Source organism: Rheinheimera soli, assembly GCF_031457405.1.
Classification (GTDB): domain Bacteria; phylum Pseudomonadota; class Gammaproteobacteria; order Enterobacterales; family Alteromonadaceae; genus Pararheinheimera; species Pararheinheimera soli_A.
On sequence record NZ_JAVDWR010000016.1, the window covers coordinates 13,102 to 39,149 of the forward strand.

At 49.2% G+C, this 26,048-nt stretch carries 33 protein-coding genes; 4 read left to right on the forward strand and 29 right to left on the reverse strand.

What is annotated here, in order from left to right:
* Position 1: 1 nt before the first annotated feature.
* Genes J2W69_RS16705 through J2W69_RS16720 form a run of 4 tightly spaced genes read left to right on the forward strand, consistent with a single transcriptional unit; the run spans position 2 to position 9,907 of the window.
* The gene (locus J2W69_RS16705) at positions 2-2,482 is read left to right on the forward strand and encodes an ABC transporter permease (RefSeq protein WP_310280653.1); all 2,481 of its coding nucleotides are present in this window, start codon (positions 2-4) and stop codon (positions 2,480-2,482) included.
* Position 2,483: 1 nt separating this feature from the next.
* The gene (locus J2W69_RS16710) at positions 2,484-4,967 is read left to right on the forward strand and encodes an ABC transporter permease (RefSeq protein ID WP_310280654.1); all 2,484 of its coding nucleotides are present in this window, start codon (positions 2,484-2,486) and stop codon (positions 4,965-4,967) included.
* 1 nt (position 4,968) lies between these two features.
* On the forward strand, positions 4,969-7,440 hold the full coding sequence (locus J2W69_RS16715; protein ID WP_310280656.1) for an ABC transporter permease: 2,472 nt from the start codon (positions 4,969-4,971) through the stop codon (positions 7,438-7,440).
* 1 nt (position 7,441) lies between these two features.
* The gene (locus J2W69_RS16720; protein ID WP_310280659.1) at positions 7,442-9,907 is read left to right on the forward strand and encodes an ABC transporter permease; all 2,466 of its coding nucleotides are present in this window, start codon (positions 7,442-7,444) and stop codon (positions 9,905-9,907) included.
* Positions 9,908-10,323: 416 nt separating this feature from the next.
* Here the strand turns inward: J2W69_RS16720 and rplQ are convergent, their stop codons facing one another.
* The 29 genes from rplQ to J2W69_RS16865 form a co-directional block, all read right to left on the reverse strand.
* Positions 10,324-10,728, reverse strand: coding sequence for a 50S ribosomal protein L17 (rplQ, locus tag J2W69_RS16725; RefSeq protein ID WP_008899095.1), 405 nt, complete (start codon positions 10,726-10,728; stop codon positions 10,324-10,326).
* A 39-nt stretch (positions 10,729-10,767) separates the two neighbouring features.
* Positions 10,768-11,757 carry a DNA-directed RNA polymerase subunit alpha gene (locus J2W69_RS16730; protein ID WP_008899096.1) on the reverse strand — a complete coding sequence of 330 codons (990 nt, stop codon included), beginning with the start codon at positions 11,755-11,757 and terminating at the stop codon, positions 10,768-10,770.
* 27 nt (positions 11,758-11,784) lie between these two features.
* On the reverse strand, positions 11,785-12,405 hold the full coding sequence (gene rpsD, locus J2W69_RS16735; protein ID WP_008899097.1) for a 30S ribosomal protein S4: 621 nt from the start codon (positions 12,403-12,405) through the stop codon (positions 11,785-11,787).
* Between the two features lie 31 nt (positions 12,406-12,436).
* Complete coding sequence (gene rpsK / locus J2W69_RS16740) at positions 12,437-12,826, reverse strand: 30S ribosomal protein S11 (RefSeq protein ID WP_008899098.1); 390 nt, start codon at positions 12,824-12,826, stop codon at positions 12,437-12,439.
* 13 nt (positions 12,827-12,839) lie between these two features.
* Positions 12,840-13,196: a 30S ribosomal protein S13 gene (gene rpsM / locus J2W69_RS16745; RefSeq protein ID WP_040555062.1), complete on the reverse strand. Its 357-nt coding sequence runs from the start codon at positions 13,194-13,196 to the stop codon at positions 12,840-12,842.
* Between the two features lie 134 nt (positions 13,197-13,330).
* Positions 13,331-13,444, reverse strand: a complete 114-nt coding sequence (rpmJ, locus tag J2W69_RS16750; protein ID WP_082335860.1) for a 50S ribosomal protein L36 — start codon at positions 13,442-13,444, stop codon at positions 13,331-13,333.
* Positions 13,445-13,466: 22 nt separating this feature from the next.
* Positions 13,467-14,795, reverse strand: coding sequence for a preprotein translocase subunit SecY (secY, locus tag J2W69_RS16755; protein WP_310280662.1), 1,329 nt, complete (start codon positions 14,793-14,795; stop codon positions 13,467-13,469).
* 15 nt (positions 14,796-14,810) lie between these two features.
* Positions 14,811-15,245 (reverse strand): 50S ribosomal protein L15, encoded by a 435-nt coding sequence (gene rplO / locus J2W69_RS16760; protein ID WP_127019518.1) that lies wholly within the window; start codon positions 15,243-15,245, stop codon positions 14,811-14,813.
* A gap of 3 nt (positions 15,246-15,248) precedes the next feature.
* Entirely contained in the window at positions 15,249-15,431 is a 183-nt protein-coding gene (gene rpmD, locus J2W69_RS16765) for a 50S ribosomal protein L30 (RefSeq protein WP_008899102.1), read from the reverse strand.
* 6 nt (positions 15,432-15,437) lie between these two features.
* Complete coding sequence (gene rpsE, locus J2W69_RS16770; RefSeq protein ID WP_008899103.1) at positions 15,438-15,941, reverse strand: 30S ribosomal protein S5; 504 nt, start codon at positions 15,939-15,941, stop codon at positions 15,438-15,440.
* A 9-nt stretch (positions 15,942-15,950) separates the two neighbouring features.
* On the reverse strand, positions 15,951-16,301 hold the full coding sequence (gene rplR / locus J2W69_RS16775) for a 50S ribosomal protein L18 (RefSeq protein WP_008899104.1): 351 nt from the start codon (positions 16,299-16,301) through the stop codon (positions 15,951-15,953).
* A 9-nt stretch (positions 16,302-16,310) separates the two neighbouring features.
* Positions 16,311-16,844: a 50S ribosomal protein L6 gene (rplF, locus tag J2W69_RS16780; RefSeq protein ID WP_008899105.1), complete on the reverse strand. Its 534-nt coding sequence runs from the start codon at positions 16,842-16,844 to the stop codon at positions 16,311-16,313.
* Between the two features lie 12 nt (positions 16,845-16,856).
* Positions 16,857-17,249: a 30S ribosomal protein S8 gene (gene rpsH, locus J2W69_RS16785; RefSeq protein WP_008899106.1), complete on the reverse strand. Its 393-nt coding sequence runs from the start codon at positions 17,247-17,249 to the stop codon at positions 16,857-16,859.
* Between the two features lie 20 nt (positions 17,250-17,269).
* Positions 17,270-17,575, reverse strand: coding sequence for a 30S ribosomal protein S14 (gene rpsN, locus J2W69_RS16790; RefSeq protein ID WP_008899107.1), 306 nt, complete (start codon positions 17,573-17,575; stop codon positions 17,270-17,272).
* An 11-nt stretch (positions 17,576-17,586) separates the two neighbouring features.
* A complete protein-coding gene (rplE, locus tag J2W69_RS16795) occupies positions 17,587-18,126 on the reverse strand; it encodes a 50S ribosomal protein L5 (RefSeq protein WP_127688206.1) in 540 nt (179 codons plus the stop codon).
* A 19-nt stretch (positions 18,127-18,145) separates the two neighbouring features.
* Complete coding sequence (rplX, locus tag J2W69_RS16800; protein ID WP_008899109.1) at positions 18,146-18,460, reverse strand: 50S ribosomal protein L24; 315 nt, start codon at positions 18,458-18,460, stop codon at positions 18,146-18,148.
* A 9-nt stretch (positions 18,461-18,469) separates the two neighbouring features.
* The gene (rplN, locus tag J2W69_RS16805; protein WP_310280674.1) at positions 18,470-18,838 is read right to left on the reverse strand and encodes a 50S ribosomal protein L14; all 369 of its coding nucleotides are present in this window, start codon (positions 18,836-18,838) and stop codon (positions 18,470-18,472) included.
* Between the two features lie 176 nt (positions 18,839-19,014).
* Complete coding sequence (gene rpsQ / locus J2W69_RS16810; protein WP_310280675.1) at positions 19,015-19,269, reverse strand: 30S ribosomal protein S17; 255 nt, start codon at positions 19,267-19,269, stop codon at positions 19,015-19,017.
* Entirely contained in the window at positions 19,269-19,460 is a 192-nt protein-coding gene (rpmC, locus tag J2W69_RS16815) for a 50S ribosomal protein L29 (protein WP_008899112.1), read from the reverse strand. The genes rpsQ and rpmC overlap by 1 nt, the downstream gene beginning before the upstream one ends.
* On the reverse strand, positions 19,460-19,873 hold the full coding sequence (gene rplP / locus J2W69_RS16820) for a 50S ribosomal protein L16 (protein WP_127019509.1): 414 nt from the start codon (positions 19,871-19,873) through the stop codon (positions 19,460-19,462). Before rplP ends, rpmC begins: the two co-directional genes overlap by 1 nt.
* A 12-nt stretch (positions 19,874-19,885) precedes the next feature.
* A complete protein-coding gene (rpsC, locus tag J2W69_RS16825; protein WP_008899114.1) occupies positions 19,886-20,599 on the reverse strand; it encodes a 30S ribosomal protein S3 in 714 nt (237 codons plus the stop codon).
* A 9-nt stretch (positions 20,600-20,608) separates the two neighbouring features.
* Positions 20,609-20,941 carry a 50S ribosomal protein L22 gene (gene rplV / locus J2W69_RS16830; RefSeq protein ID WP_008899115.1) on the reverse strand — a complete coding sequence of 111 codons (333 nt, stop codon included), beginning with the start codon at positions 20,939-20,941 and terminating at the stop codon, positions 20,609-20,611.
* Positions 20,942-20,951: 10 nt separating this feature from the next.
* Entirely contained in the window at positions 20,952-21,230 is a 279-nt protein-coding gene (gene rpsS / locus J2W69_RS16835; protein ID WP_008899116.1) for a 30S ribosomal protein S19, read from the reverse strand.
* Positions 21,231-21,249: 19 nt separating this feature from the next.
* Entirely contained in the window at positions 21,250-22,074 is an 825-nt protein-coding gene (gene rplB, locus J2W69_RS16840) for a 50S ribosomal protein L2 (RefSeq protein WP_008899117.1), read from the reverse strand.
* A gap of 16 nt (positions 22,075-22,090) precedes the next feature.
* Complete coding sequence (rplW, locus tag J2W69_RS16845; RefSeq protein WP_008899118.1) at positions 22,091-22,393, reverse strand: 50S ribosomal protein L23; 303 nt, start codon at positions 22,391-22,393, stop codon at positions 22,091-22,093.
* On the reverse strand, positions 22,390-22,995 hold the full coding sequence (rplD, locus tag J2W69_RS16850; RefSeq protein WP_008899119.1) for a 50S ribosomal protein L4: 606 nt from the start codon (positions 22,993-22,995) through the stop codon (positions 22,390-22,392). Before rplD ends, rplW begins: the two co-directional genes overlap by 4 nt.
* Before the next feature lie 19 nt (positions 22,996-23,014).
* The gene (gene rplC / locus J2W69_RS16855) at positions 23,015-23,653 is read right to left on the reverse strand and encodes a 50S ribosomal protein L3 (protein ID WP_008899120.1); all 639 of its coding nucleotides are present in this window, start codon (positions 23,651-23,653) and stop codon (positions 23,015-23,017) included.
* A 29-nt stretch (positions 23,654-23,682) separates the two neighbouring features.
* Positions 23,683-23,994, reverse strand: a complete 312-nt coding sequence (rpsJ, locus tag J2W69_RS16860; RefSeq protein WP_008899121.1) for a 30S ribosomal protein S10 — start codon at positions 23,992-23,994, stop codon at positions 23,683-23,685.
* A gap of 268 nt (positions 23,995-24,262) precedes the next feature.
* Complete coding sequence (locus J2W69_RS16865; RefSeq protein WP_310280677.1) at positions 24,263-26,002, reverse strand: acyl-CoA dehydrogenase family protein; 1,740 nt, start codon at positions 26,000-26,002, stop codon at positions 24,263-24,265.
* Positions 26,003-26,048: the final 46 nt, after the last annotated feature.

The window sequence follows — 26,048 nt, forward strand, 5'->3', positions numbered from 1 at the left end:
GATGCTGACTATCAAAGATTTTTCAACGGCGCTTTACGGGCTCAGCAAAGCCAAAGGTTATGCCGCTACTGTAGTACTGACGCTTGGATTAACGCTCGGCACTCTGATTGCGATGTTTAATCTGAATTATCAGATTTTAGCGGCGCCGCTGCCTTATGCAGATGAAGAGCAGTTAGTGGTAGGCAGTACCGCCTGGCTGGATAAAGACGGCTCTGTATTATACCCACGCATCATGCCATCGGGCCTGATCCAGCAGTTTTATGACAAACCGTCCGATAAACTCAGTGCCCACGCCTTGCTACGTTATCAAACGCTAGCCATGACGTTACGCGATTTGGCTGACAGCCCGCAGGTTCAGGTAAGTTACACCACTCCGGGTTATATGCAGATGTTCCAGATGCCGATGCTGCAAGGTCGCGCTTTTAGTGCCGATGAAGATATTGGCACTAAAAGCGCGGTGGCCGTGCTGACGGAACACGTCTGGCGCAATCATTACAATGCTGATCCGGCGCTGGTTGGCCGTAAGGTACGCATCGGTGATATCGATTTCACCGTCGTGGGCATCGCAGCGGCCGCTTTTAGTGAGCCGCAATTGCTTGGCCCGTCGCGCCATACCGATGTCTGGTTGCCCTGGGATATGAATCCAAGACAACAAAACATCAGTCAAGCCAGTCTTAATGGTTGGCATTTTTACCTTGGCAAACTAAAAAATGCCGCAGAACGCCAAGCCTTTGAACAGGAGATCGGGCCAGAGCTGAACAGTAAGTATCAGGATGTCAATGCCGCCATTGCCAGCGAAGCTGGCCGTAGCGTTCAATTTAATGCCGAACCACTGCGGCAGTTGCTGCAAGGCGACAGCAGCTATCGCACTTTATGGATGTTGGCCGGTAGCCTGATGTTGCTACTGATTGCCGCCGCTAATATTACCAATCTGTTGCTGTCACGCGCCGCCAAACAGCAAAGAACCATGAGTATTCAGGCGGCGCTGGGCGCACAGCGTCATCACATATTCAGTCAAATCCTGGCGGAACTGGGCTGCTTGCTGGCCGCAGCATTGGTGCTGGCGCTGGGCGTAGCACAAAGCGCTTATTGGCTGCTGCAAAGCTATGCCGCCAGCACTTTGCCCCGCCTGTCGGCATTAGGTTTTGACTGGCCGACCTTAGTATTTGCACTGCTGACAACCGCAGTGATGGCGCTGCTATTTGCACAGCTGATCAGCCGGCAAATTAACTACAAGGCATTGCAGCAAAACCTGCAAAGCAGTGGCAAAGGCAGTGGTGTGCAGATTAGCAGTAATACCCGCCAGCTACTGATCTGCTCTCAAGTGACGCTGGCTGCGTTGTTGCTGGTTTGCAGCGCTCAGGTTTTATTACAATCGCTGGATCAGTTACGTCAGCAAATTGGCTTTAATAGTGAACAGCGTTTTCAAATTGCCATCGATGATACAACACCAAGGCCGGACAGTTCACTGACGACCGAACAACGACAAATGGCGAGCAACCTGCGTAAAGATGAACTGATGCAGATCACCGAGGTATTCCGGCAACATCCGGCGGTACTGCAAGCTTCGGTCAGCAACGACGCGCCGATTTCCTATGCTGGCACCTTCAGTGCCATGACCTTTTTGCCGGCGATGGACAATCCGGACCATATTGTCGAGAGCAGGATCACCACCACCGATCAGTATTTTCTGCCGCTGTTTAACATCCAATTGCTGCAGGGCCGCAACTTCAGCGCGCAGGAAGTGACAGCCCGGACGCCGGTGGTGATTATCAATCAGGCTTTTGCCCAGCAGTTACAACCTGATGGCCAGGTGCTGGGGCAGCGTCTGTATTCGCGCCAGGGTCTGGCTTATGAAATTATCGGCATCAGTGCCAACCATAACCTGCCAGATGAATGGTCGGTAGAGGAGCCTTTTCGCAGTTTCATACCCAGCAACCTGATTAACAACAGCACCTTGCTGCTGCACCTGAAACCCGGCATGCACATCGATAAAACGGCGCTGAACCAAATGATGGCCCAGGTTTCACCGAACTTTCGTGCCGCCAGTATTTATAGCATTAAAGATAATGTTGACCGAGTACTGCTAAGCAACTATCTGGCCGCGGCTGTAACCACATCCTTGGTGGTGCTGAGCTTCCTGTTGGCTGCCATCGGCATCTACGGTGTGCTGAGTTACAGCGTGCAACTGCGCCGCTTTGAACTGGGTGTGCGAATGGCAATTGGCGCGCGGCCTGGCACTATTTTACGGCAGTTACTCAGCGAGAACTTAAAACCGGTGCTGGCGGGTCTGGCACTGGCAGCCATGCTGCTGGCTGCGCTGTGGTTGGGTCTGCAGCAAACAACTTTTATCGTTGAACTGTCCGCAGGCGGCTTCGCACTACCACTGCTGCTGATTGTGCTGCTGACCACCCTCACCTCGCTTCTTTCTGTGTGGGGCATTATTAGAAAACCTGCCATTTATGCATTACAGGGCCAATAACATGCTGACTATCAAAGATTTTTCTACTGCGCTTTACGGGCTAAGCAAAGCCAAAGGTTATGCCGCCACAGTCATTGTCACCTTGGGTGTGACGTTAGGTGCATTAGTCGCGATGTTTAACCTCAATTACCAAATTATTGCCGCGCCACTGCCGTATCAGGAAGCAGACAAACTGCTGGTCGGCAGTGCGCGCTGGATTGATCGCAACGGTCAGGTGCTTAGTGAGCGCACCTTACCGCAAGTCATGTTACAAATGTACCACCAACCTTCGGCAAGCCTGAGCGACCATGGCTTATTTGCCTATGCCGGTACCTATACTTTACGCGATTTGCCTGATGCACCCTTGGCCGAGATTGCTTATACCACGCCAGGGTTTATGCGGATGTATCAGATGCCGATTTTGCAAGGCCGTGCCTTTGACAACACCGAAGAGCTTGGCAGTCAGCTAGCGGTGGCGGTGATCAGTGAACAGTTTTGGCGTGCACATTATCAGGCCGATCCGGCGATATTAGGACGGCAAATTACTGTCGATAATCAGCAGTTCCGTGTCGTAGGCATCGCTGGCGCTGAGTTTAAACAACCCGACTTTTATGGACCATTGATGGGCGCCGTTGATGTCTGGCTACCACTGGATTTTGACCGCCCCTTGCATTCCATACCTGCTCATAGAGGCTCACCCTTCCTCTTTTATCTGGCAAAACTGGCCGATCCCAAACAGCGTCAACAATTTGAACAGGAGATGCGACCGCAAATTGCCAGCCGTTGGTTGGAAACCAGTGCCGATACGCCCAGCGTGGCGGGGCGGCAGGTGATTTTTCAGGCGCACAGCTTGCGCGACTTTCTGGCCAACGACGAAACGCAAACGCTGTTTATGCTGGCAGGCGCCTTGGTGCTGCTGCTGATTGCTGCCACCAATGTGACCAATCTGTTGTTATCACGTGCAGTCAAACAACAACGCAGTTTCTGTATTCAGGCAGCACTGGGGGCGCAACGTAAGCATTTGTTTGCGCAGGTGTTGGCAGAGCTCAGCAGTTTGATGTTCACTGCGATGCTATTGGCTTTAGGGGTCGCCGAAGGCGTCAGTATGCTGTTGCACCGCTATGGTAGTGATCTGATCCCGCTTTATATCCAATTGGGCTTTGGCTGGAGTAGCCTGGCATTTGCCATCATCGGCAGCCTGCTGTTGACGCTGGCGTTTGCTGCGCTGATTAGCCGGCGCATCAACATGCAGGCGCTGCAGCAATCATTACAAAGTAGTGGCAAAGGCAGTGGTGTGCAGGTCAGCCAGCGCGCCCGTCAGTTACTGATTGGCTCGCAAGTGATGTTCGCCGCCATCTTGCTGGTCTGCAGCGCGCAGGTGTTACTGCAGAGCATAAGCCAGCTGAATAAACAGGTCGGCTTTGCCACCGAAGACCGTTTTCAGGTGTATATCGAAGATACCACGCCATATCCGGCTGCCAACTTGTCGGCCGCGGAACAAGACGCTATTAACCGGGGGCGTAAAGATCAGATGATGCAGGCCCGCGACGTCTTGCAACAACACCCGGCGATTGCCATGGCGGCCTTTGCCAACGGGGCGCCGGCGTCTTTTTATGGACCCTCCGGCGATCGGCTGATGGTGCTGGTATCCCCTGATAGCCCAAACCAATTGCTCGACGCCCGCATCACGCATACCGATCAATATTTTATGACACTGTTTAACATCGATTTATTGGCCGGCCGTGGCTTTACTGCACAAGAAGTCAGCAGCCGGGCGCCAGTCGTGGTGATCAGTGAAACGCTCGCCAGGGCGCTATCGCCCGATGGTCAGGTGCTGGGCCAGTTTCTGCATAGCCAAGGTAACCAGCCGCCAGCGGAAATTATTGGCATCGCTGCCGATTGGTATGCTGCAGACAATGAGCTGGCTAAACCCGAAAAATACCGGGTTTACAGCACGCTGAACCCGGTGTTTGGCCGCAGTTTGCTGCTGCAGCTCAAACCAGGTCAGCAGATCGACAGAACAGCGATTAACGCCGCGCTCACTTCGGTGTCCCCAAATTACCGGGTCAATAGGGTCGTCAGTATTGCTGACAATATGACCCGTTTGCAGTATGACAATTATCTTGCACTGAGCATCACCAGCGCCCTGGTGCTGCTGAGCTTTGTGCTCGCGGCTATCGGCATCTATGGCGTATTAAGCTACAGCATACAACTGCGCCGCTTTGAGCTGGGGGTGCGGATGGCAATTGGTGCCGGGCCTGCCCGTATTTTACGCCAATTGCTCAGCGAGAATCTGAAGCCGGTGGTTGTTGGTTTGATTCTGGCCGCCTTGCTGCTGATTGCACTCTGGTTTGGTCTGCAAAACACCACATTTATGGTCGAACTGTCCAACGGTGGTTTTGCATTTCCCCTGCTGTTAATTGCGCTGCTCACGGTGTTGACCACCTTGTTGTCAGTGTGGGGCATTCTCCGCAAACCCGCTATTTATGCATTACAGGGCCAATAACATGCTCACCAGCAAAGATTTCTCCACTGCACTGTATGCACTGAGTAAAGCAAAAGGTTATGCCGCGACTGTCGTGCTGACGCTTGGCCTGACCCTCGGCACGCTGATTGCCATGTTTAACCTGAACTACCAGATTTTGGCGGCGCCACTGCCGTATCCGGATGACGAACAACTGGTGGTGGGGAGCGCCAGCTGGTTAGCAAAAGATGGTTCAGTGCTGTTTCAACGGGTGCTGCCGAACTCGACTTTTCCGGTTTATCAGCAGCTATCCGACAAAGTCAGCGATCATGCACTGTATGGTTATTCTTTTACCGATCTGACGCTGCGCGATTTAGCAAATAGTCCGGTGATCCAGGTGGCCTATGCCACCTCTGGTTTTATGCGGATGTACCAGATGCCGATGTTGCACGGCCGGGCTTTTAGTCAGGAAGAAGATACCGGCAGCCATCAGCCGGTCGCAGTGTTATCTGAACAGATCTGGCGCAGCCATTACAATGCCGATCCGGCACTGGTCGGCCGTTCAGTGCGGATCGGGGAGCGGGATTACAAAGTGATCGGTATTGCATCATCCCGGTTTAGCGAACCGCGTTTGATAAGCACCGCCCGCCACACCGACGTCTGGTTACCCTGGGATTTTAACCCGGTGGTACCTCGCGACAGGAGTTCTGTCTCCGGCTGGCAGTTTTATCTGGCCAAGCTGAAAAGCCCGGATTTACGACAGGCCTTTGCGCAGGAACTAACTGCCTTGACGAACGATCGCTATCAGGAAGCAGCCTTACCAGGTCAGGCTGGCCGCAGTCTGGTGTTTAATGCTGAACCTCTGCGGCAGATATTGCATGGCGACAGCGGCAGCCGCACCCTGTGGATGTTGGCCGGCAGTATGCTACTGCTGCTGATTGCCGCCACCAACATTATGAACCTGTTATTCTCCCGTGCCGCCCGTCAGCAGCGGGCGATGAGCATTCAGGTTGCGTTAGGGGCGCAGCGCCGGCATATTTTAGGCACCATTCTGGCAGAGCTGAGCTGGCTCATGCTGGGCGCCTTGTTGCTGGCTTTCGCGGTGGCCGAAGCTGCCTACGCTCTGCTGCGCCAATACGCGGCGGATTCACTGCCAGGTATCGCTACGCTGGGGTTGGACTGGCCGGTGTTGCTGTTTGCGATCCTCAGCTGCCTGCTGCTGGGGCTGATATTTGGGCAACTGATCAATACCCAGATCAACTACAGAGCCATCCAGAAAAACCTGCAAAGCAGTGGCAAAGGCAGCGGTGTACAAATCAGCCGCCGCACTCGTCAGTGGCTGATTTGTGCTCAGGTGACGCTGGCCGCCATGCTGCTGGTTTGCTGTCTGCAGGTGTTGCTGCAAGCGCTGACACAATTACACCAAGATGTGGGCTTTGCCAGTCGTGATCGCTATCAGATCACCATTGACGATGCCACGCCAGCACCTGCTGCCGGTTTACCGGGAGATCAGCGGCTCGCCTTGTTGCGCCAGCGCAACATGGAACTCAGCCAGGTAAGGGACATTCTGCTGCAACATCCGGCAGTCGAAGCGGCCGCTGTGACCAACTACCCGCCGGTGTCTTTTGATGGACTCTTTGGTGTTTTAAATGCGGTGGCGGATCCGGCTGAATCCACTCAGAGTTTGATCAGCCGCTACACCAGCACAGACCAGTACTACCTCCCTTTGTTTGCGATCCCGTTATTGCAAGGCCGCAACTTTACCGCACAGGAAGTCAGCACTCAGGCATTAGTCATCATTATCAATCAAACCTTTGCCGAAAAACTGCGGCCCGATGGCCAGGTTTTAGGGTTGCGGCTGCACAACCAAACCGGCAGCCAAAGTTATGAAGTCATCGGCGTCAGTGCCAATCATCAGTTGCCGGATGCATGGTCGGCGATTGAACCCAACCGCAGTTATATGCCCCGAAGTGTCACTGGGACAGCCAGTCTGGCGCTGCAGTTAAAACCCGGTATGTCCATCGACAAAACAGCGATTAATCAGGCCATGGCACAAGTGTCGCCGCAATTTAAAGCCGCTGCGCTCCACAGCATGGCCGATAACATCGACCGGGTACTGCTGCGCAATTATCTGGCCGCGGCCGTAACAACAGCACTGGTCGTTTTAAGCTTCGTACTGGCTGCCATCGGTATCTATGGTGTGCTGAGTTACAGCGTACAGCTACGCCGCTTTGAGCTGGGCGTAAGGATGGCGATTGGCGCCAGGCCGGGGACGATTTTACGCCAGTTACTGGGGGAAAATCTGAAACCGGTGCTGGCAGGTTTAGTGCTGGCAGCCGCACTGCTGGTTGCCCTTTGGTTGGGTCTGCAACACACAACATTCATGGTTGAACTGTCGGCTGGCGGCTTCGCCTTGCCGCTGGTGCTGATTATATTACTGACCACGCTCACTTCTCTGCTTTCGGTCTGGGGCATTATCCGCAAACCAGCCATCTATGCATTACAAGGACAATAATATGCTGCGCCCTTCACTACATACCTGGTTCCACACTGCGAAGTTACTGCTGCTACGCCAGCAGTTGTATGCGCTGACGATCATACTCACCATTGGCCTGACCGTTGGTGCCTTACTGGCGACTTTTCAGCTGAATTATCAGCTGCTGTTTGCCCCTTTGCCTTACAAAGATGAGCCGCAGTTACAGCTACTGCGCGGAAGTTTGCTCAACGAGGAAAGCCCCGTCTCTTCTGAGTGGCTACCGTCACAGGCATCACTCGATCTATACCGCCAATCCTGGCCGGGCATCGAGAGCAAAGCCTTGCATAATATCAGCTTAGGGGTGGAACAAAGTTTACCGGACAATCCAACGTTTCAATTAGGTTATGTCACACCGGAGTTTTTGCCGATGTTTGACGCGCCATTGGCGCTTGGCCGTCATCTGAACCCGGACGAAGGGTTGGACAGTCAGGTGCCGGTCGCGGTGCTCAGTTATGCCGTCTGGCAACAACATTTTGCGCTCGACCCACAAGTGCTGGGAAAAACCCTGTCGTTTAGAGGCGTCTCTTTTAAAGTGATCGGGGTGCTGGCGGAAAATTTTGTCGAACCAGTGATGGCGGCACCGGGCTGGTATACCGAGGTTTGGCTAAGTTTCGACTTTCATAATGCGGGCCCAGGTCGCTGGAATGCCAATAATAACCAACGCCATTTGCTGCTGAAGCTGGCAACAAACACCGATCCACGCCAATTGACCCACGATCTGCAGCAATGGGCAGCGCCACAATTTCAAAGCGCTGCGCTGGAGCGCCCGCAACTGCATAACCATCATATAGCGCTTCGGCTGGAGTCAGTGCGTAGTCGTATTCTGGGGGATGCCAGCAAGCTGAGCCTGAGCCTGTTTGCCGGGAGTGCTTTATTATGCGCCATTGCGCTGGCCAATATTGCCAATCTGGTACTGAGCCGCGCCATGGCACAACAAAGATCCCTGACCATTCGCATCGCGCTCGGTGCCCGGCCGCAACACTTATTCCGCCAATATCTGCTGGAATTTAGTGTGTTGGCATTGCCCGCTTTTGTACTTTGTCTGTTGGTGGCGCAAGCCTGCTTTCTCAGTTTAAAAGCCGGTTATGCTGGCCCCTTGCCGCGGCTACAGGAACTGGGGAGCACCACAGGTAGTCTGCTACTGACGGTTGTTTCATTACTGGTGTGGTGTTTAGCTTTGGCGGCCTGGTTAACCCGGCAATTGAATTACCGCCAGTTACAACAAAGCCTGCAACAAAGTGGTAAAGGTGCTTCGGTACAGGTGTCCAAAAGTACACGACAATTGCTGTTGATGTCGCAAACCCTGTTTTGTCTGTTAACACTGATTTACTGCAGCCAAATTTTTATACAGGCGTTTAGCACACTGCAAAAACCAACGGGGCTGAATTTACAAAGCTACCAGATAGCCCTGAACCCCGGCGCTTTATTAGAGACTATGCCTGCAACAGAGCGCCGTCAGCGTTATCTAGAGGCGCTGCAGCATGTCAAAGCCAAAACCAATGCGACTTCCGCCGGGCTTGGCTATTATCCGCCGATTTCCTATTGGTTAGAGCCGGACCCTTTGGGAGATATACGTACCACCCCCGAGCTTGATAGTCCCGCTTTGCGCACGCAAGACTATGCTGGCGATGATGGTTACCTGAAAACCCTTGGCCTGCAACTGCAAAGCGGCGATTTTTTCAGCCCGGCGCAAGTACAGGCGCAAGAGCCGGTGGTGCTGATCAGTGAAAGTCTGGCCAGAGCCATCAGTCCGGATGCGGATGTACTGGATAAACCCTTGTATTTACGGGGTGCCACAACGCCTGTGCGTATCGTTGGTGTGGTCAAAGATTTGCATTTGCCGAACCAAGCGGCCACCAACGCGGTTTACCGTAATTTTATACCGTCGGCTTATCCATTTATCCTGCTGCAAATGCCTGAGGGCCATACGGTGACTCGTGCCCAAGTGAATCAAGCCTTGGCGTTGGCCAATCCGCAATTGAAAGTTTCCCGCTTTAACACCACCGCCGAGATTTTTGCCGACCATACCAAAGATGCGCGAGTCGCGGCTGTGGTGACCGCAGCGTTATCATTGCTGGCATTGGCTCTCGCTGGCCTCGGTATTTTCGCGGTGATCCGCACGCAAATTCAACTGCGTCAATATGAACTGGCCGTGCGCCAATCTTTGGGTGCACGGCCGCAGCATTTGCTGCAACTGACCTTAGTAGACAGCTTAAAACCCTTACTGTGGGCGGTGCTGTTGTTGACAGTTGCTTATAGCGTTTTACAACACAGTCAAAGCTTAGGTTGGTCCTTTGGCTTTGCGCAGCAGCTACAAATAGCACCGCTGAATGCTGCATTAGCACTGCTGACTGTGTTGCTGTTAACAACACTGATTGTACTGGGTTGCGTGCGGCCTTACTTAACAAGGCAGGTGGTGCATGCCTTACGAGGCATTGACACCTGAGTTCGGGTTTAATTTGAAGCGATCGAGAACTCTGCAGAGTCTTTTTAAGTAACGTTGTTAGCTGGTAAAAACAACAAGTAAGTGCAGCAAGGTCACAATACTTTGTGTTCTGGACAATGCCTACTGTTGGCTTGGTAGCTGCGATGTTTTTCGGTTAGGTTTTCACTCCCGGTTCGCTCAATCAGAGTCGCGGAATTGGATAATATCAAAGTGCCGAAAAACAGCCGTCAAGCATCCGCACTTGGGTTGCTACTAAGAGGCATATAGTTAAAGGACTTGAGAGGAGTCGCGAATTTTACGATTTGACCGTATTGGCTTATACAAAATAGATGACCAATCGGTCAACTTATTTCAGAGGGTCAACATTCAGACAAAAAAAGGCCAGCTTGCGCTGGCCTTTTTATTTGGAGTCTTACTTACTCAGCTGCTGTTTCTTCAGCTGGTAATGCAGCGCCGGCCACTTCTGGACGGTCTACTAACTCGATGTAAGCCATTGGTGCGTTGTCGCCTGCACGGAAGCCACACTTCAGAATACGAGTGTAACCACCTGGACGGGCGTTATAACGTGGACCTAACACGTTAAATAACAAACCAACTACTTCTTTATCACGTGTACGAGCAAAAGCTAAACGGCGGTTTGCAACGCTATCATTTTTCGCCAGTGTAATCAGAGGTTCGATTACGCGACGTAACTCTTTTGCTTTTGGCAGAGTCGTTTTGATGATTTCGTGCTTCACCAACGAGCTAGCCATGTTGCGGAACATTGCAGTACGGTGACTGCTGTTCCGGTTTAACTGACGACCACTCTTACGATGGCGCATGATCTATTCCTTCTTACTAAACCAGGAACTGGAATCTGGTTAGTCTTTATTTACCAAACTTGCTGGAGGCCAGTTTTCCAGGCGCATGCCTAAGGATAAACCGCGTGAAGCCAACACGTCTTTGATTTCGGTAAGCGACTTTTTACCAAGGTTTGGCGTTTTCAGCAACTCAACCTCAGTACGTTGTACCAGATCACCGATGTACTGTATCTGCTCTGCTTTTAAGCAGTTAGCAGAACGAACTGTTAATTCTAAATCATCGACTGGACGTAACAGAATCGGATCAAACTCCGGCTTCTCTTCACGTTTTTCTGGCTCGCTCTTGTCGCGTAATTCTACGAAGAATTCCAGCTGTTCAGCTAAAATAGTCGCAGCACGACGAATCGCTTCCTCTGGCTCTACTGTGCCATTGGTTTCCATGTCGATAACTAGTTTGTCCAGGTCGGTACGCTGTTCTACACGAGCAGCTTCAACTGAGTAGGCTATACGCTCTACCGGGCTGAAAGATGCGTCCAGTAACAGACGACCAATTGGACGTTCGTCATCCTCTGAGGATACGCGGGCCGAAGCAGGAACATAACCACGACCACGTTCAACTTTCAGGCGCATACTGAATTCAGTTTCGCCGGTCAGGTTGCATATTACGTGCTCTGGGTTAACGATCACTACACCGTCACCACGCTGGATATCACCAGCAGTTACAGGGCCAGCACCTTTCTTAGTTAAAGTCAGAGTGACTTCGTCTTTGTCTTCCAAGCGGACGGCTAAACCTTTCAGGTTCAGTAAAATATCAATGATATCTTCCTGAACACCTTCTTTGGCGCTGTACTCATGAAGAACGCCGTCGATCTCTACTTCAGTCACTGCACAACCTGGCATAGACGAAAGTAAAATACGACGCAACGCGTTGCCCAAGGTATGCCCGAAACCGCGCTCAAGTGGTTCCAAAGTAACTTTGGCACGAGTTGGGTTGATTTTTTCGATACCAACTAATCTCGGCTTAAGGAATTCGGTGACAGAACCCTGCATTTTATCCTCTCTTAAGAAAACGCCCTACTACTTAGAGTAAAGCTCGACGATTAACTGTTCGTTGATGTCTGCAGACAAGTCTGAACGCTCTGGAACACGTTTGAAAACGCCTTCCATTTTCTTGGTATCGACTTCGATCCAAGTTGGTTTTTCGCGTTGTTCAGAAATCTCTAAAGCAGCAACGATACGCGCTTGCTTCTTCGCTTTCTCACGAACAGCGATGACTTGATCAGGTGACACAGCGTAAGATGGGATGTTTACCACAGCGCCATTAATCATAATAGCTTTGTGGCTTACTAACTGACGTGCTTCTGCACGTGTGCTAGCCAAACCCATACGATAAACCACGTTGTCTAAACGGCCTTCAAGTAACTGAAGTAAGTTTTCGCCAGTGTTACCTTTCAAACGAGCAGCTTCTTTGTAATAGTTACGGAACTGCTTCTCTAATACGCCATAAATACGACGTACTTTTTGTTTTTCGCGTAATTGTAAACCGTAGTCTGATAAACGACCGCGACGAGCGCCGTGCTGACCAGGAGCAGTAGTTAAATTACACTTTGAATCAATTGCTCTAACGCCGCTTTTCAGGAACAAATCTGTTCCTTCGCGACGACTTAACTTGAGCTTAGGACCCAAATATCTTGCCATCTTCTTTCTCCAATAATCCTAGAAGCGCTTGTTACACGCGACGTTTTTTCGGTGGACGACAACCATTGTGTGGAATTGGCGTCACGTCGGTGATATTTGTAATGCGGTAGCCAGCTGCGTTCAGAGCACGAATCGCTGATTCGCGGCCTGGGCCTGGACCGTTTACAAACACTTCAAGGTTCTTCAGACCATATTCTAACGCGGCAGTACCAGCACGCTCAGCAGCAACCTGTGCAGCGAACGGCGTAGACTTACGCGAACCACGGAAACCAGAACCACCAGCAGTTGCCCAGCAAAGAGCGTTACCCTGGCGATCAGTGATCGTGACGATGGTGTTGTTGAAAGAGGCATGGATATGAGCCATACCGTCAGAAACTTGCTTTTTTACTCTTTTACGAGTACGAACTGGTGCTTTAGCCATGTTTTACCCCGTCCTATTTCTTAATAGCTTTGCGTGGGCCCTTGCGGGTACGCGCATTAGTTTTAGTGCGCTGACCACGAACAGGCAGACTACGACGGTGGCGTAAACCACGGTAACAACCCAGGTCCATCAAACGTTTAATGTTTAATGTAATCTCACGACGTAAGTCACCTTCAACAGTGTACTTACCTACTTCGTCACGAAGAGAGTCAAGCTCTGCGTCAGACAAAGAAGAGATTTTGCGAGTTTCTTCAATTCCCACTGCAGCTAAGATAGCTTTAGAGCGGGTTTTACCGATACCAAAAACATACGTCAAAGAGATGACAGCATGTTTATTATCGGGGATGTTAATGCCAGCGATACGGGCCACTAACGTTCTCCTATAAAAGATTAAAAGGGTGCCGACTTGAAAAGCCCGTAAGGATACTCAAACGGCGGCCATATTGCAACAATAAGTCGGGGCTAGACCAAAAAGCCTAGCCCTGACCTATAATTTTTCTGCTGTTAGCCTTGACGTTGCTTGTGCTTAGGCTCTACACAAATTACACGCACAACATTGTTGCGCTTGATAACTTTGCAGTTACGGCAGATCTTCTTAACGGAAGCTCGTACTTTCATGACTTAACTCCGCAAAATTACCTTAACGGCCGTAGCCCTTAAGATTTGCCTTTTTAAGTACCGACTCATACTGATGAGACATCAGATGGGTTTGTACCTGTGCCATAAAGTCCATAATAACTACTACGATAATCAGCAAAGATGTACCGCCGAAGTAAAATTGCACATTCCATGCAACCATCATGAACTCAGGAACCAAACAGATAAAGGTGATATACGCCGCGCCCGCTAAGGTTAAACGTGTCATTACTTTATCAATGTATTTAGATGTCTGCTCACCAGGACGAATACCAGGGATGAAGGCACCAGACTTTTTCAGGTTATCTGCAGTATCACGTGGGTTAAATACCAACGCAGTATAGAAGAAACAGAAAAAGATGATCGCAGCGGCATATAAAATCATATACAGCGGCTGACCCGGAGATAAGGTTAATGCAACTTCCTGCAGGAAGTTAGCAACCATACCTTCGCCTGACCCAAACCAACTGGCAATAGTACCAGGGAACAGGATGATGCTTGAAGCAAAGATTGGTGGTATTACACCAGCCATGTTGACCTTCAAAGGTAAGTGACTGCTTTGGGCAGCGAATACCTGACGGCCTTGCTGGCGTTTGGCGTAATTAACCACAATGCGACGTTGACCACGTTCGAAGAAAACCACGAACCAGGTAACAGCCACAACAATGGCTCCAATCGCTAATAAAAGCAAAAAGTGCAAATCGCCTTGACGTGCCTGCTCAATCGTCTGACCAATGGCAGACGGGAAGCCAGCAACAATACCGGTGAAAATCAGCAACGAAATACCATTACCAATGCCACGTTCAGTAATTTGTTCACCTAACCACATTAAAAACATGGTGCCGGTAACTAAACTGATCACAGCAGTGATTGTAAAACCAATACCTGGGTTTACTACTAAACCCGGCATCAGATTTGGCAAGCCGGTAGAAATACCGATCGCCTGGACTATTGCCAATCCTAAGGTACCGTAACGTGTATACTGATTGATTTTACGCTTGCCTGCCTCGCCTTCCTTCTTCAATTCAGCCAGCGTGGGATGAACCACGGTTAACAGCTGAACAATAATAGAAGCAGAAATGTAAGGCATAATGCCAAGTGCAAATACAGATGCACGCTCAAGGGCGCCACCGCTGAACATGTTAAACATTTCAACGATGGTGCCTTTTTGTTGCTCGAATAATTGAGCCAGCACGGCGGCGTCAATTCCAGGAATTGGCACAAATGAGCCTAATCGAAACACGATTATGGCTAAAAGTACGAACAACAGACGGGTTTTCAGCTCGCTGAAACCGCCTTTTGCACTTTTTGTATCCGAACCTGGTTTTGCCATCGCGTACTATCCTTATTATTCTTCGACTTTGCCGCCAGCGGCTTCAATCGCAGCACGCGCACCTTTAGTAACGCTTAAGCCTTTAACTGTTATTGGACGAGTGATCTCACCTGATAACACAACTTTAGCGAACTTAACGATACGAGAGATGATATTAGCTTCCATCAGGCTTGCTAAATCAGCTACATCACCAGCTACGGCTGTCAGCTCGTGTAAACGAACTTCAGCAGATACTAAGCCTTTACGTGATGTAAAACCGAACTTAGGCAGACGTTGTTTCAGAGGCATTTGACCGCCTTCGAAACCTGGACGTACTTTACCGCCTGAGCGAGATTTCAAACCTTTGTGACCACGGCCACCAGTCTTGCCTAAGCCAGAACCGATACCACGACCTAAACGGCGTTTCTCTTTTTTAGCACCTGGTGCAGGAGATAACGTATTTAAAAACATTTATTACTCCTCCACTTTAACCATGTAATACACAGTGTTGATCATACCGCGAACTGAAGGTGTATCTTCCAGCGTTACAGTGTGACCGATACGGCGTAAGCCTAAACCAACTAAAGTCGCTTTATGCTTCGGTAAACGACCGATGCCTGACTTAATTTGGGTTACTGTTACAGTCTTTTTAGACATGGCGAATTACCCCAGAATGTCGTCAACGCGTAAGCCACGCTTCGCAGCAACCTGAGCAGGCGATTTGATCGCTGACAGGGCGTTGATAGTAGCGCGAACTACGTTGATTGGGTTGGTTGAGCCGTAGCATTTAGACAGAACGTTCTGTACACCTGCTACTTCTAACACTGCGCGCATTGCACCACCGGCGATAATACCAGTACCTTCAGACGCCGGCTGCATATACACGTTGGAACCAGCGTGGATACCTTTTACCGGGTGGTGAAGAGTGTTACCGTTTAACTCAACTTGAGTCATGTTACGACGAGCTTTTTCCATTGCTTTTTGAATAGCAGCTGGTACTTCGCGCGCTTTACCGTAACCGAAACCGATACGACCATTACCGTCACCAACTACTGTTAAAGCGGTGAAGGAGAAAATCCGGCCACCTTTAACAACTTTGGAAACACGGTTAACAGCAACCAGCTTCTCTTGTAAATCAGATTGTTGTTTAGCTTCTACGTTAGCCATGATCTACTCCTAGAATTGAAGACCGGCTTCACGCGCCGCATCAGCTAATGCCTGTACACGCCCGTGATACTGGAAACCGCTACGGTCAAAAGCACATTTACTGATGCCTTTAGCCACTGCACGTTCAGCAATTGCTTTACCTACAGCTTTAGCAGCATCGACATTACCGGTGTACTTCAATGATTCACGGATTGTTGCTTCAACTGTAGAAGCAGCAGCAATCACTTCAGCATTTGGTGCGATAAGCTGGGCGTAAATGTGACGTGGTGTACGATGTACAACCAAGCGGTTCGCACCTTGTTCGATAATTGTTCTGCGAACGCGTTTAGCGCGGCGCAGACGAGCAAGTTTCTTATCCATCGTCCTACCCTACTTTTTCTTCGCTTCTTTACGACGCACGTTTTCGTTAGCGTAGCGAACACCTTTGCCTTTGTAAGGCTCTGGTTTACGGTACGCGCGGATGTTTGCAGCAACTTGACCAACTAATTGCTTGTCAGAACCTTTCACCAACACTTCTGTTTGAGAAGGGGTTTCGATCGTGATACCAGCTGGTACCTCGAAAGCCACCGGGTGAGAAAAGCCTAAGCTCAGGTTTAACACCTTGCCTTCTGCTTTTGCACGGTAACCAACACCAACCAATTCCAGCTTCTGAGTGTAACCTTCGGTTACGCCAGTCACTAAATTGTTGATCAACGCGCGAGCGGTACCCGCTTGTGCGTCAGCGTTTGCGATGCCGTCACGAGGATTCGTACGCAGTACGTTACCTTCAATAACAACTTCGACTGCAGGGTTAACGTTCAACGTTAACTCGCCATTTTTACCCTTTACTGTCAGGTTTTGGCCATTCAGTGTAATTGTTACACCTGCAGGAACCGTGACGGGGGTCTTAGCAACACGAGACATAGTTACCCTCCGTTACGCTACATAGCCGATGATTTCACCACCGATTCCAACCTTGCGCGCGGCACGGTCAGTCATTAGCCCTTTAGATGTAGAAACAATAGCTACACCTAAACCACCCATTACTTTTGGTAATTCGCCGCGTTTCTTATAGATACGCAGGCCTGGACGGCTAACTCGATCGATAGTCTCAATTACTGATTTGCCCTGGAAATACTTTAATGTAACTTCCAACTCTGCCTTAACATCAGCAGATACAACGAAATCTTCGATGTAACCTTCGTCTTTTAATACTTTCGCGATGGCAACCTTCATTTTTGAAGATGGCATCTTAACCGCAAACTTTTTGGCAGCTTGGCCGTTGCGGATGCGAGTAAACATATCCGCTACTGGATCTTGCATGCTCATAGCTGTTACTCCCGTGATTCTTACCAGCTAGCCTTACGAAGGCCAGGAATTTCACCGCGCATCGCTGCTTCACGTACCTTGATCCGGCTCATGCCGAATTTACGAAGGTAACCGTGAGGACGACCTGTTACACGACAACGATTACGTTGACGCGAAGGGCTTGAATCACGCGGTAACGACTGCAACTTCAGAACTGCTGCCCAACGGTCTTCGTCAGAAGTCGTCGGATTTGCAATCAGATCTCTCAGTGCATGACGTTGCTCAGCGTATTTGGCTACCAGTACTGCGCGCTTTGCTTCACGCGCTTTTGATGATTGTTTTGCCATGACCCTACACCTTATTTCTTGAATGGGAAGTTAAACGCGGCAAGTAATGCACGCCCTTCATCATCAGTACGAGCAGTAGTAGTGATAGTGATATCTAAACCACGTACCGCATCTACTTTATCGTAATCGATTTCAGGGAATATGATTTGCTCACGAACGCCCATGCTGTAGTTACCACGGCCGTCAAACGACTTAGGATTCACACCGCGGAAATCGCGGATACGAGGAATAGCAATAGATACTAAACGCTCTAAGAAATCCCACATACGTTCGCCACGCAGTGTAACTTTTGCACCAATAGGGTAGCCTTCACGGATTTTGAAACCAGCTACTGATTTACGAGCCTTGGTAACCAATGGCTTTTGGCCAGAGATAGCAGTTAAATCTGCTACTGCGTTATCAAGGATCTTCTTATCAGCTACTGCTTCACCCACACCCATGTTCAGTGTGATTTTAACAATCCGAGGGACTTGCATGACGCTCGTGTAGCCGAACTGTTTAAACAGTTCTGGAACTACGGTGTCTTTATAAATTTCATGCAGTTTCGCCATCGTATTACTCCAATAGCAATTAAATTACTTCGTTATTCGATTTGAAGAAGCGAACTTTCTTGCCATCTTCAAAACGGAAACCTACACGATCAGCCTTTCCAGTTTTTGGATTGAAGATCGCTACATTTGAAACGTGAATTGAGGCTTCTTTCTCAACGATGCCACCTGGGGTGTTCAACGCTGGGATTGGCTTCTGGTGTTTCTTAACAAAATTAATGCCAGAAACATACACACGGTCTTCAGCAACTAACACTTTCAGAACCTTGCCAGTTTTGCCTTTGTCCTTACCAGTAAGAACAACAACCTCATCATCACGACGGATTTTATTAGCCATTGTGACTCCTTACAGTACTTCTGGTGCCAGGGAAACGATCTTCATGAACTTATCGCCACGAAGTTCGCGCGTTACCGGTCCAAAAATACGTGTACCGATCGGTTCCAGCTTGGCGTTTAATAACACCGCTGCATTGCGATCAAAACGGATTACTGACCCGTCCTGACGACGTACGCCTTTGCGTGTACGCACCACCACAGCATTCAGAACGTCACCTTTTTTGACCTTACCGCGAGGAATTGCTTCCTTAACGGTGATCTTGATAACGTCACCAATTGCTGCATAACGGCGATGCGAACCACCTAAGACCTTAATACACATTACGCTGCGCGCGCCGCTGTTGTCTGCGACTTCCAGCATAGATTGCATCTGGATCATCTTAGTGCTCCGCTATTCCACTACTATAACCCTCTCGGGTTACGCTGCTTTCGACTATAAACTACCCCCAACAAAAGGGCGCGTGATTATAACAGCACTTTTGTACAAATGGTAGCCTTTAGTCGAACGAGAAAAAAACGGCCCCGAAGGGGCCGTTTTCGCTTACATCTTAATCATTAAGATGCAGATTCGACAACGGAAACCAGAGTCCATGACTTCGTCTTGGACAGAGGACGACATTCGCGAATAGTCACGATGTCACCTTCTTTACACTGGTTTGCTTCGTCATGTACGTGCAGTTTGGTAGTACGTGTGATGAATTTCCCATAGATTGGGTGCTTCACGTTACGTTCGATAGCAACAGTAATAGACTTGTCCATTTTGTTGCTGATCACTTTACCTTGCAGGGTACGGGTGTTGTTTTCGCTCATTAGGCACCTGCCTTCTCGGTTAAGATAGTCTTAACACGCGCGATATCGCGACGCACTTGCTTTAACAAATGAGTCTGAGCCAGCTGACCTGTAGCTGCTTGCATGCGCAGGTTGAACTGCTCACGTAATAAGCCCAGTAATTCAGCGTTTAACTCTTCAACGCTTTTTACTTTCAGTTCGCTTGCTTTCATTACAATACCGTCCGCGTTACAAAGGTTGTCTTAAATGGAAGTTTGGCTGAAGCCAATGCAAACGCATGACGAGCCAGTTCTTCCGACACACCGTCCATTTCATACAGGACTTTGCCAGGTTTAATCTGGCAAACCCAATATTCCACGCTACCTTTACCACTACCCATACGAACTTCGAGTGGTTTTTCCGTCATTGGCTTGTCCGGGAACACGCGGATCCAGATTTTACCAACACGTTTAACGGCACGAGTCATGGCACGACGTGCAGATTCGATTTGACGTGAAGTCATTTGACCACGTTCAACTGCTTTAAGTGCATAAGTACCGAAGCTGACTTTATCGCCTACCAGCGCTAAGCCACGGTTACGTCCTTTGTGCACTTTACGAAATTTAGTACGTTTTGGTTGCAACATCGCTCAATACTCCTACTTAGCCTTGCGGGGAGCCGGTTTTTTCGGCGCCTTAGGCTGTTTGTCGTTGTTGGCGTTCGCGTTGTTGTTCAATGGCATAGCTCCTAAGATCTCGCCTTTGAAAATCCAAACTTTCACACCAATGATACCGTAAGTAGTTAAAGCTTCTGATGTTGAGTAATCGATGTCAGCACGCAGAGTGTGCAGTGGCACACGGCCTTCACGATACCATTCATCACGAGCAATCTCAGCACCGCCTAAACGGCCACTGACCTGAACTTTGATACCTTTAGCGCCTAAACGCATGGCGTTCTGTACCGCACGCTTCATAGCGCGACGGAACATTACACGGCGTTCCAGCTGGCTGCTGATTGAGTCAGCAACTAATTTGGCATCTAATTCCGGCTTACGGATTTCAGAAATATTGATCTGAGCAGGCACACCAGCGATAGTCGCTACGGCTTTGCGCAGTTTCTCAACGTCTTCACCTTTTTTACCGATGATCACGCCTGGACGAGCAGTGTGAATAGTCACACGGATGCTTTTCGCAGGACGTTCAATATCGATCCGGCTTACTGAAGCGGCTTTCAGTTCTTTTGTCAGATACTGACGAACTTTAAAGTCACCAACCAGGAAGTCCGGGAAGTCTTTTGTATTCGCGTACCAGGTTGAGCTCCAAGGCTTAGTGATACCTAGGCGAATACCAGTAGGATGTACTTTCTGTCCCATTTCTCACTCCTAGTTATCAGCTACAACCACAGTAATGTGGCTGGTACGCTTGACGATACGGTCAGCACGGCCTTTGGCACGTGGCTTAATCCGCTTCATTGACGGACCTTCGTCAACAAACACAGTTTTCACTTTTAAAGTGTCGATATCGGCACCTTCGTTGTGTTCTGCGTTCGCAATGGCTGATAAAAGAACCTTTTTAACTAAATCAGCCGCTTTTTTAGGGCTGTAAGTTAAAACATTCAACGCCTTATCAACTGACAGACCACGGATTTGGTCAGCGACCAAACGAGCTTTCTGTGCAGAAGAACGGGCAAATTTGTGTTTAGCTAATGCTTCCATTATTTACCCCTTAGCGCTTCTTGGCCTTTTTGTCGGCTGCGTGACCACGGTAAGTACGAGTAGGTGAGAACTCACCTAACTTGTGACCAACCATCTCTTCCGAGACAAGTACTGGTACATGCTGACGACCATTATGGACAGCGATGGTCAAACCGATCATTTGTGGAATGATCATTGAACGACGGCTCCAAGTTTTAATTGGTTTCTTTTCACCGCTTTCCAACGCTTTCTCTACCTTCTTCAACAAGTGAAGGTCGATAAATGGACCTTTCTTGAGAGAACGTGGCATGGCAATTCCTCACATTAAATTATTTGTCACGACGACGGACAATGAACTTGTCAGTACGCTTGTTCGAACGGGTTTTGTAACCTTTGGTCGGAACGCCCCATGGAGTAACAGGGTGACGTCCACCTGAAGTTTTACCTTCACCACCACCGTGAGGGTGGTCAACCGGGTTCATTACCACACCACGCACTGTTGGGCGGACACCGCGCCAACGCATCGCACCGGCTTTACCGTATTGACGCAGCATGTGTTCGGCGTTGCCGATCTCGCCGATAGTTGCACGGCAGTCAGCCAGAACTTTGCGCATTTCACCACTGCGTAAACGCAGAGTAACGTACGCGCCGTCACGCGCCAGGATCTGGGCAAATGCACCAGCTGAACGCATTAATTGGCCGCCTTTACCAGGCTTCAATTCGACGTTGTGGACGATTTGGCCCACTGGGATGTTGCGCAGTGGCATAGTATTACCAGATTTAATTGGTGAATCTAAGCCTGACTGTACTGTATCACCCGCTTTTAAGCCTTTTGGCGCCAGGATGTAACGACGCTCGCCGTCTGCATACAACACCAGAGCGATGTTAGCAGTACGGTTTGGATCGTATTCCAGACGCTCAACTTTAGCAGGGATACCATCTTTATTACGTTTAAAATCAACCAGACGGTAGTGTTGCTTATGACCACCACCGATATGGCGAGTAGTAATACGACCGTGGTTGTTACGACCACCAGTTTTAGTATTCTTCTCTAACAAAGGAGCGTAAGGCTTGCCTTTGTGCAGGTCAGGGTTCACGACTTTTAAGACGTGACGACGACCAGGTGACGTAGGTTTACACTTTACAAGTGCCATTTCCTAACTCCTCTAATTACTCAGCGCCGCCAACAAAATCAAGTTCGCTGCCTTCTTTAAGAGTAACGTAAGCTTTTTTCCAATCGCTACGTTGACCAGTACGCATACCAGTGCGCTTAGTCTTACCCTTAACGTTAACAGTGCGAACACCAACAACTTCTACTTCAAATAATTTTTGAACAGCAGCTTTGATGTCAGCTTTAGTAGCAGTAGTAGCTACTTTGAACACGATAGTGTTGTTGGTTTCTGCCGCAATGGTGCTCTTTTCAGACACGTGCGGAGCCAGAATCACTTTCAGTAAACGTTCTTCACGGATCATGCTAGCATCTCCTCGATTTGTTTAACTGCAGCAGCAGTCATTACAACTTTGTCGAAGGCGATTAAGCTGACTGGGTCGATACCGTGAACATCACGTACGTCAACCTTGTACAGGTTGCGTGCAGATAAGAACAGGTTTTCGTCAACTTCGTCAGTCACGATTAAAACGTCTTTCAGTTCCATCGCTTTTAACTTAGCTGTTAGTTCTTTCGTTTTCGGAGTTTCAACAACAAAGTTTTCAACCACGATTAAACGTTCTTGACGAACTAATTCAGACAAAATGCTCATGATCGCGCCACGATACATCTTTCTGTTTACTTTTTGGCTGTGATCTTGTGGCTTAGCCGCAAACGTCACACCACCGCCACGCCATATTGGGCTACGGATTGTACCAGCACGGGCACGACCTGTACCCTTCTGGCGCCATGGCTTCTTACCGCCACCGCGTACTTCTGAACGTGTCAGTTGAGCACGTGTACCTTGACGGGCACCAGCTGCATACGCAACTACTACCTGGTGTACCAATGCTTCGTTGAACTCACGTCCAAAGGTAGCTTCGGAAACTTCAAGAACGCCTTTAGCGTCTCTTAATGCTAATTCCATCACTCATCTCCTCCAGACGTTAGCCTTTGACAGCAGGTTTAACAATCACATCACCACCGATAGCACCAGGGACAGCGCCCTTCACTAACAGGATGTTGCGTGCTGCGTCTACACGTACAACTTCCAGAGACTGGACTGTTACACGCTCGGCACCCATGTGTCCGGCCATTTTTTTACCTTTGAATACTTTACCTGGTGATTGGTTTTGACCAATCGAACCTGGTGCACGGTGAGATAAAGAGTTACCGTGAGTCATATCCTGAGTACGGAAATTCCAGCGCTTTACAGTACCGGCAAAACCTTTACCTTTTGATGTACCGACGACATCAACTTTTTTCGTCTCTGCGAAAACTTCAACAGTAATCTCGCTACCAACAGTGATGTCAGCACCTTCGTTATCTTGCAGGCGGAATTCCCACAGACCACGACCAGCTTCAACACCAGCTTTTGCAAACTGACCAGCGTCTGGTTTGTTCAGGCGAGAAGCCTTCACTGTGCCAGCAGTCACTTGCAATGCGCTATAGCCATGAACGTCTTGCGTTTTGATGGCAGTAACGCGGTTTGGTGTTGCTTCGATTACGGTTACTGGGATTGATACGCCATCTTCAGTGAAGATGCGAGTCATGCCCACTTTACGACCGATTAGACCGATAGCCATATCCTAAACCTCTCTAAAAACCTGTCTGATTAGCCCAGGCTGATTTGAACGTCAACGCCAGCAGGCAGATCTAAACGCATCAGAGCATCAACAGTCTTTTCTGTTGGTTCAACGATGTCGATTAAACGCTTGTGGGTACGGATTTCGTACTGGTCACGTGCATCTTTATTCACGTGAGGAGAAATCAATACAGTGAAACGTTCCTGGCGAGTCGGAAGTGGGATAGGACCACGAACCTGCGCGCCCGTACGCTTAGCTGTGTCAACGATTTCCATAGTTGACTGATCGATCAAACGGTGATCGAACGCTTTCAGACGGATGCGAATCCTTTGATTACTCATAAACCAAAGCCTCAAAGAGCAAAAAGAGCAAAATAAAACAGAAGCTTTCTGACCCATCAATAAATGGAAGAATGCCCCTGCACCAATGTAACGTTTGCTCCCCAATCGGGAGCACTGTTGTCGTTAACCAATTCAATTGCTGGTTAACCGCCTGCCAAAATTATGGCTGGCCGCGCATTATACTCAACTGATTGAGAAAGACAACCCCTGCTGAATAATTAAACAGCAGGGGTTTGTTTTATGATCAGCCAATGTACTCAAAAGGAGATCAGAACAGCTTTGGTTCTGCTGATGATAACTCTGCCGGGAACTGTTCAATCAGGCAAAACAGGCTTTCGATACGGGGTAAAACTCTGCTGTAGTAAAACTTAGCTTTGAGTTGTTTGGACTGGATAAAATCTTCGCCGTGTTTTTCGGTATCTAACGCAGCTTCCATCTTGTTCCACATAAAGGCATAGAGTAGATAGCCAGTTAAATCCAGATAGTCATTCGCTACCCAGGATAATAGTTCTGGCACAACCTTAGCTTGTTCTAACAGGGATAGTGTTGCTGACTCGAAACGCTCTACAGCTAAATTGATTTGTTTGCTCGCTGAACCAGCTAAGCCTGCCTTTAACTCACGCATCAGGTCTAACAGTACAGCGCCCTGATCCGATGCTACTTTACGTAACATAAAGTCAGCCGCCTGAATACCGTTTGTGCCTTCATAGATCTGCGCTATACGGACATCACGGACCAGTTGCTCCATACCCCACTCACGGATGTAACCATGACCACCAAATACCTGCTGAGCTATAACACAAGCATCTAACCCTCTGTCCGTCATAAACGCTTTAGTGACTGGTGTCAGCAAGTTGGCTCTGGCTTGCGCTTTAGCATCCTGACCAAACTTGGCCTGATCCAATAGATGCCCAACATAAACACTAAAGGCCCTGCCCGCTTCATTGATACTGCTGATATTCAGCAGCATACGTTTGACATCAGGATGGCCAATAATAGAGTCGGCTTTATTACCATCTTTGGTCACTGTTCTGCCTTGCAGACGATCATTAGCATAAGCCAGCGCGTTCTGATAAGCGCGCTCTGCTGCACCTAAACCCTGACTGCCCATAGCCAGACGTTCGTAATTCATCATAGTGAACATACAAGCAAGGCCTTTGTGCGGTTCACCAATCAGGTAGCCTTCAGCGCCGTCAAAGTTCATCACACAAGTAGCGGAACCATGAATCCCCATCTTATGTTCAACTGAACTACAGATCAGACTATTACGCTCACCCAAGTTGCCACTGGCATCGACTTTAAACTTAGGCACTAAGAATAAAGAAATACCACGGCTGCCAGCTGGCGCATCCGGTAACTTAGCCAGTACCAGATGAATGATATTCTCTGTCAGGTCATGATCACCCGCAGTGATAAAGATTTTTTCGCCGCTGATACGATAGCTGCCATCCGCAGCAAGCTCGGCTTTGCTGCGCATAATACCTAAGTCAGAGCCGGCATGAGATTCGGTCAGACACATAGTGCCAGACCACTCGCCGCTGTATAACTTTGGCAAATACAAAGTTTTGGTTGCTTCATCAGCATGCTGTAATAAAGCCACGCACGCACCTGATGTCAGGCCCGGGTATAAGGAAAAAGCTATATCGGCACTACACATCATTTCATCGTACAAACCCGACAAACTTTTTGGCATGCCCATGCCACCATATTCAGGATCGCCGGACAATCCCGTCCAGCCACCTTCACACAGCAACTGATAGCATTCTTTATAATGAGAAGGAGTTGTTACTGCGCCAGAAATACAAGACACACCTTGCTCGTCGGCTGCAGCAGCTAAAGGGGCGATTTTTTCGGCAGTAATTTTTGCCGCTTCTTCTAAAATGGCGGCTGCAGTATCGGCATCTATCAATTCAGCTAACTCAGCTTGTTGTTGCCAAAACTGCTGAACTTGCCAGACATCAAAAAGTTGGAAGGACATATCGGCCAGCGGCGCCTGGTAGTGACTCACAATAACTCTCCTTAAAAAAAACCTAATGGTCGGATGAGTTAGTTCT

Excerpts from the sequence above, each read along its gene's own strand:
- rpsQ (WP_310280675.1), bottom strand. The coding sequence starts at position 19,269 with ATGAGCGAAAACAACACCCGTACCCTGCAAGGTAAAGTGATCAGCAAC.
- rplB (WP_008899117.1), bottom strand. The coding sequence starts at position 22,074 with ATGGCACTTGTAAAGTGTAAACCTACGTCACCTGGTCGTCGTCACGTC.
- rplO (WP_127019518.1), bottom strand. The coding sequence starts at position 15,245 with ATGTTTTTAAATACGTTATCTCCTGCACCAGGTGCTAAAAAAGAGAAA.
- rplC (WP_008899120.1), bottom strand. The coding sequence starts at position 23,653 with ATGGCTATCGGTCTAATCGGTCGTAAAGTGGGCATGACTCGCATCTTC.
- rplE (WP_127688206.1), bottom strand. The coding sequence starts at position 18,126 with ATGGCGAAACTGCATGAAATTTATAAAGACACCGTAGTTCCAGAACTG.
- J2W69_RS16705 (WP_310280653.1), top strand. The coding sequence starts at position 2 with ATGCTGACTATCAAAGATTTTTCAACGGCGCTTTACGGGCTCAGCAAA.
- rplD (WP_008899119.1), bottom strand. The coding sequence starts at position 22,995 with ATGGAATTAGCATTAAGAGACGCTAAAGGCGTTCTTGAAGTTTCCGAA.
- rplX (WP_008899109.1), bottom strand. The coding sequence starts at position 18,460 with ATGGCTAATAAAATCCGTCGTGATGATGAGGTTGTTGTTCTTACTGGT.
- rpsJ (WP_008899121.1), bottom strand. The coding sequence starts at position 23,994 with ATGAGTAATCAAAGGATTCGCATCCGTCTGAAAGCGTTCGATCACCGT.
- rpsK (WP_008899098.1), bottom strand. The coding sequence starts at position 12,826 with ATGGCTAAAGCACCAGTTCGTACTCGTAAAAGAGTAAAAAAGCAAGTT.
- rplQ (WP_008899095.1), bottom strand. The coding sequence starts at position 10,728 with ATGCGCCATCGTAAGAGTGGTCGTCAGTTAAACCGGAACAGCAGTCAC.
- J2W69_RS16715 (WP_310280656.1), top strand. The coding sequence starts at position 4,969 with ATGCTCACCAGCAAAGATTTCTCCACTGCACTGTATGCACTGAGTAAA.
- rplP (WP_127019509.1), bottom strand. The coding sequence starts at position 19,873 with ATGTTGCAACCAAAACGTACTAAATTTCGTAAAGTGCACAAAGGACGT.
- rplN (WP_310280674.1), bottom strand. The coding sequence starts at position 18,838 with ATGATCCAGATGCAATCTATGCTGGAAGTCGCAGACAACAGCGGCGCG.
- rpsS (WP_008899116.1), bottom strand. The coding sequence starts at position 21,230 with ATGCCACGTTCTCTCAAGAAAGGTCCATTTATCGACCTTCACTTGTTG.
- rplV (WP_008899115.1), bottom strand. The coding sequence starts at position 20,941 with ATGGAAGCATTAGCTAAACACAAATTTGCCCGTTCTTCTGCACAGAAA.
- J2W69_RS16720 (WP_310280659.1), top strand. The coding sequence starts at position 7,442 with ATGCTGCGCCCTTCACTACATACCTGGTTCCACACTGCGAAGTTACTG.
- secY (WP_310280662.1), bottom strand. The coding sequence starts at position 14,795 with ATGGCAAAACCAGGTTCGGATACAAAAAGTGCAAAAGGCGGTTTCAGC.
- rpmD (WP_008899102.1), bottom strand. The coding sequence starts at position 15,431 with ATGTCTAAAAAGACTGTAACAGTAACCCAAATTAAGTCAGGCATCGGT.
- rplR (WP_008899104.1), bottom strand. The coding sequence starts at position 16,301 with ATGGATAAGAAACTTGCTCGTCTGCGCCGCGCTAAACGCGTTCGCAGA.
- rpsC (WP_008899114.1), bottom strand. The coding sequence starts at position 20,599 with ATGGGACAGAAAGTACATCCTACTGGTATTCGCCTAGGTATCACTAAG.
- rpsH (WP_008899106.1), bottom strand. The coding sequence starts at position 17,249 with ATGAGCATGCAAGATCCAGTAGCGGATATGTTTACTCGCATCCGCAAC.
- rpsN (WP_008899107.1), bottom strand. The coding sequence starts at position 17,575 with ATGGCAAAACAATCATCAAAAGCGCGTGAAGCAAAGCGCGCAGTACTG.
- rplW (WP_008899118.1), bottom strand. The coding sequence starts at position 22,393 with ATGATCCGTGAAGAACGTTTACTGAAAGTGATTCTGGCTCCGCACGTG.
- J2W69_RS16710 (WP_310280654.1), top strand. The coding sequence starts at position 2,484 with ATGCTGACTATCAAAGATTTTTCTACTGCGCTTTACGGGCTAAGCAAA.
- rpsE (WP_008899103.1), bottom strand. The coding sequence starts at position 15,941 with ATGGCTAACGTAGAAGCTAAACAACAATCTGATTTACAAGAGAAGCTG.
- rpsD (WP_008899097.1), bottom strand. The coding sequence starts at position 12,405 with ATGGCAAGATATTTGGGTCCTAAGCTCAAGTTAAGTCGTCGCGAAGGA.
- J2W69_RS16730 (WP_008899096.1), bottom strand. The coding sequence starts at position 11,757 with ATGCAGGGTTCTGTCACCGAATTCCTTAAGCCGAGATTAGTTGGTATC.
- rpmJ (WP_082335860.1), bottom strand. The coding sequence starts at position 13,444 with ATGAAAGTACGAGCTTCCGTTAAGAAGATCTGCCGTAACTGCAAAGTT.
- rplF (WP_008899105.1), bottom strand. The coding sequence starts at position 16,844 with ATGTCTCGTGTTGCTAAGACCCCCGTCACGGTTCCTGCAGGTGTAACA.
- rpmC (WP_008899112.1), bottom strand. The coding sequence starts at position 19,460 with ATGAAAGCAAGCGAACTGAAAGTAAAAAGCGTTGAAGAGTTAAACGCT.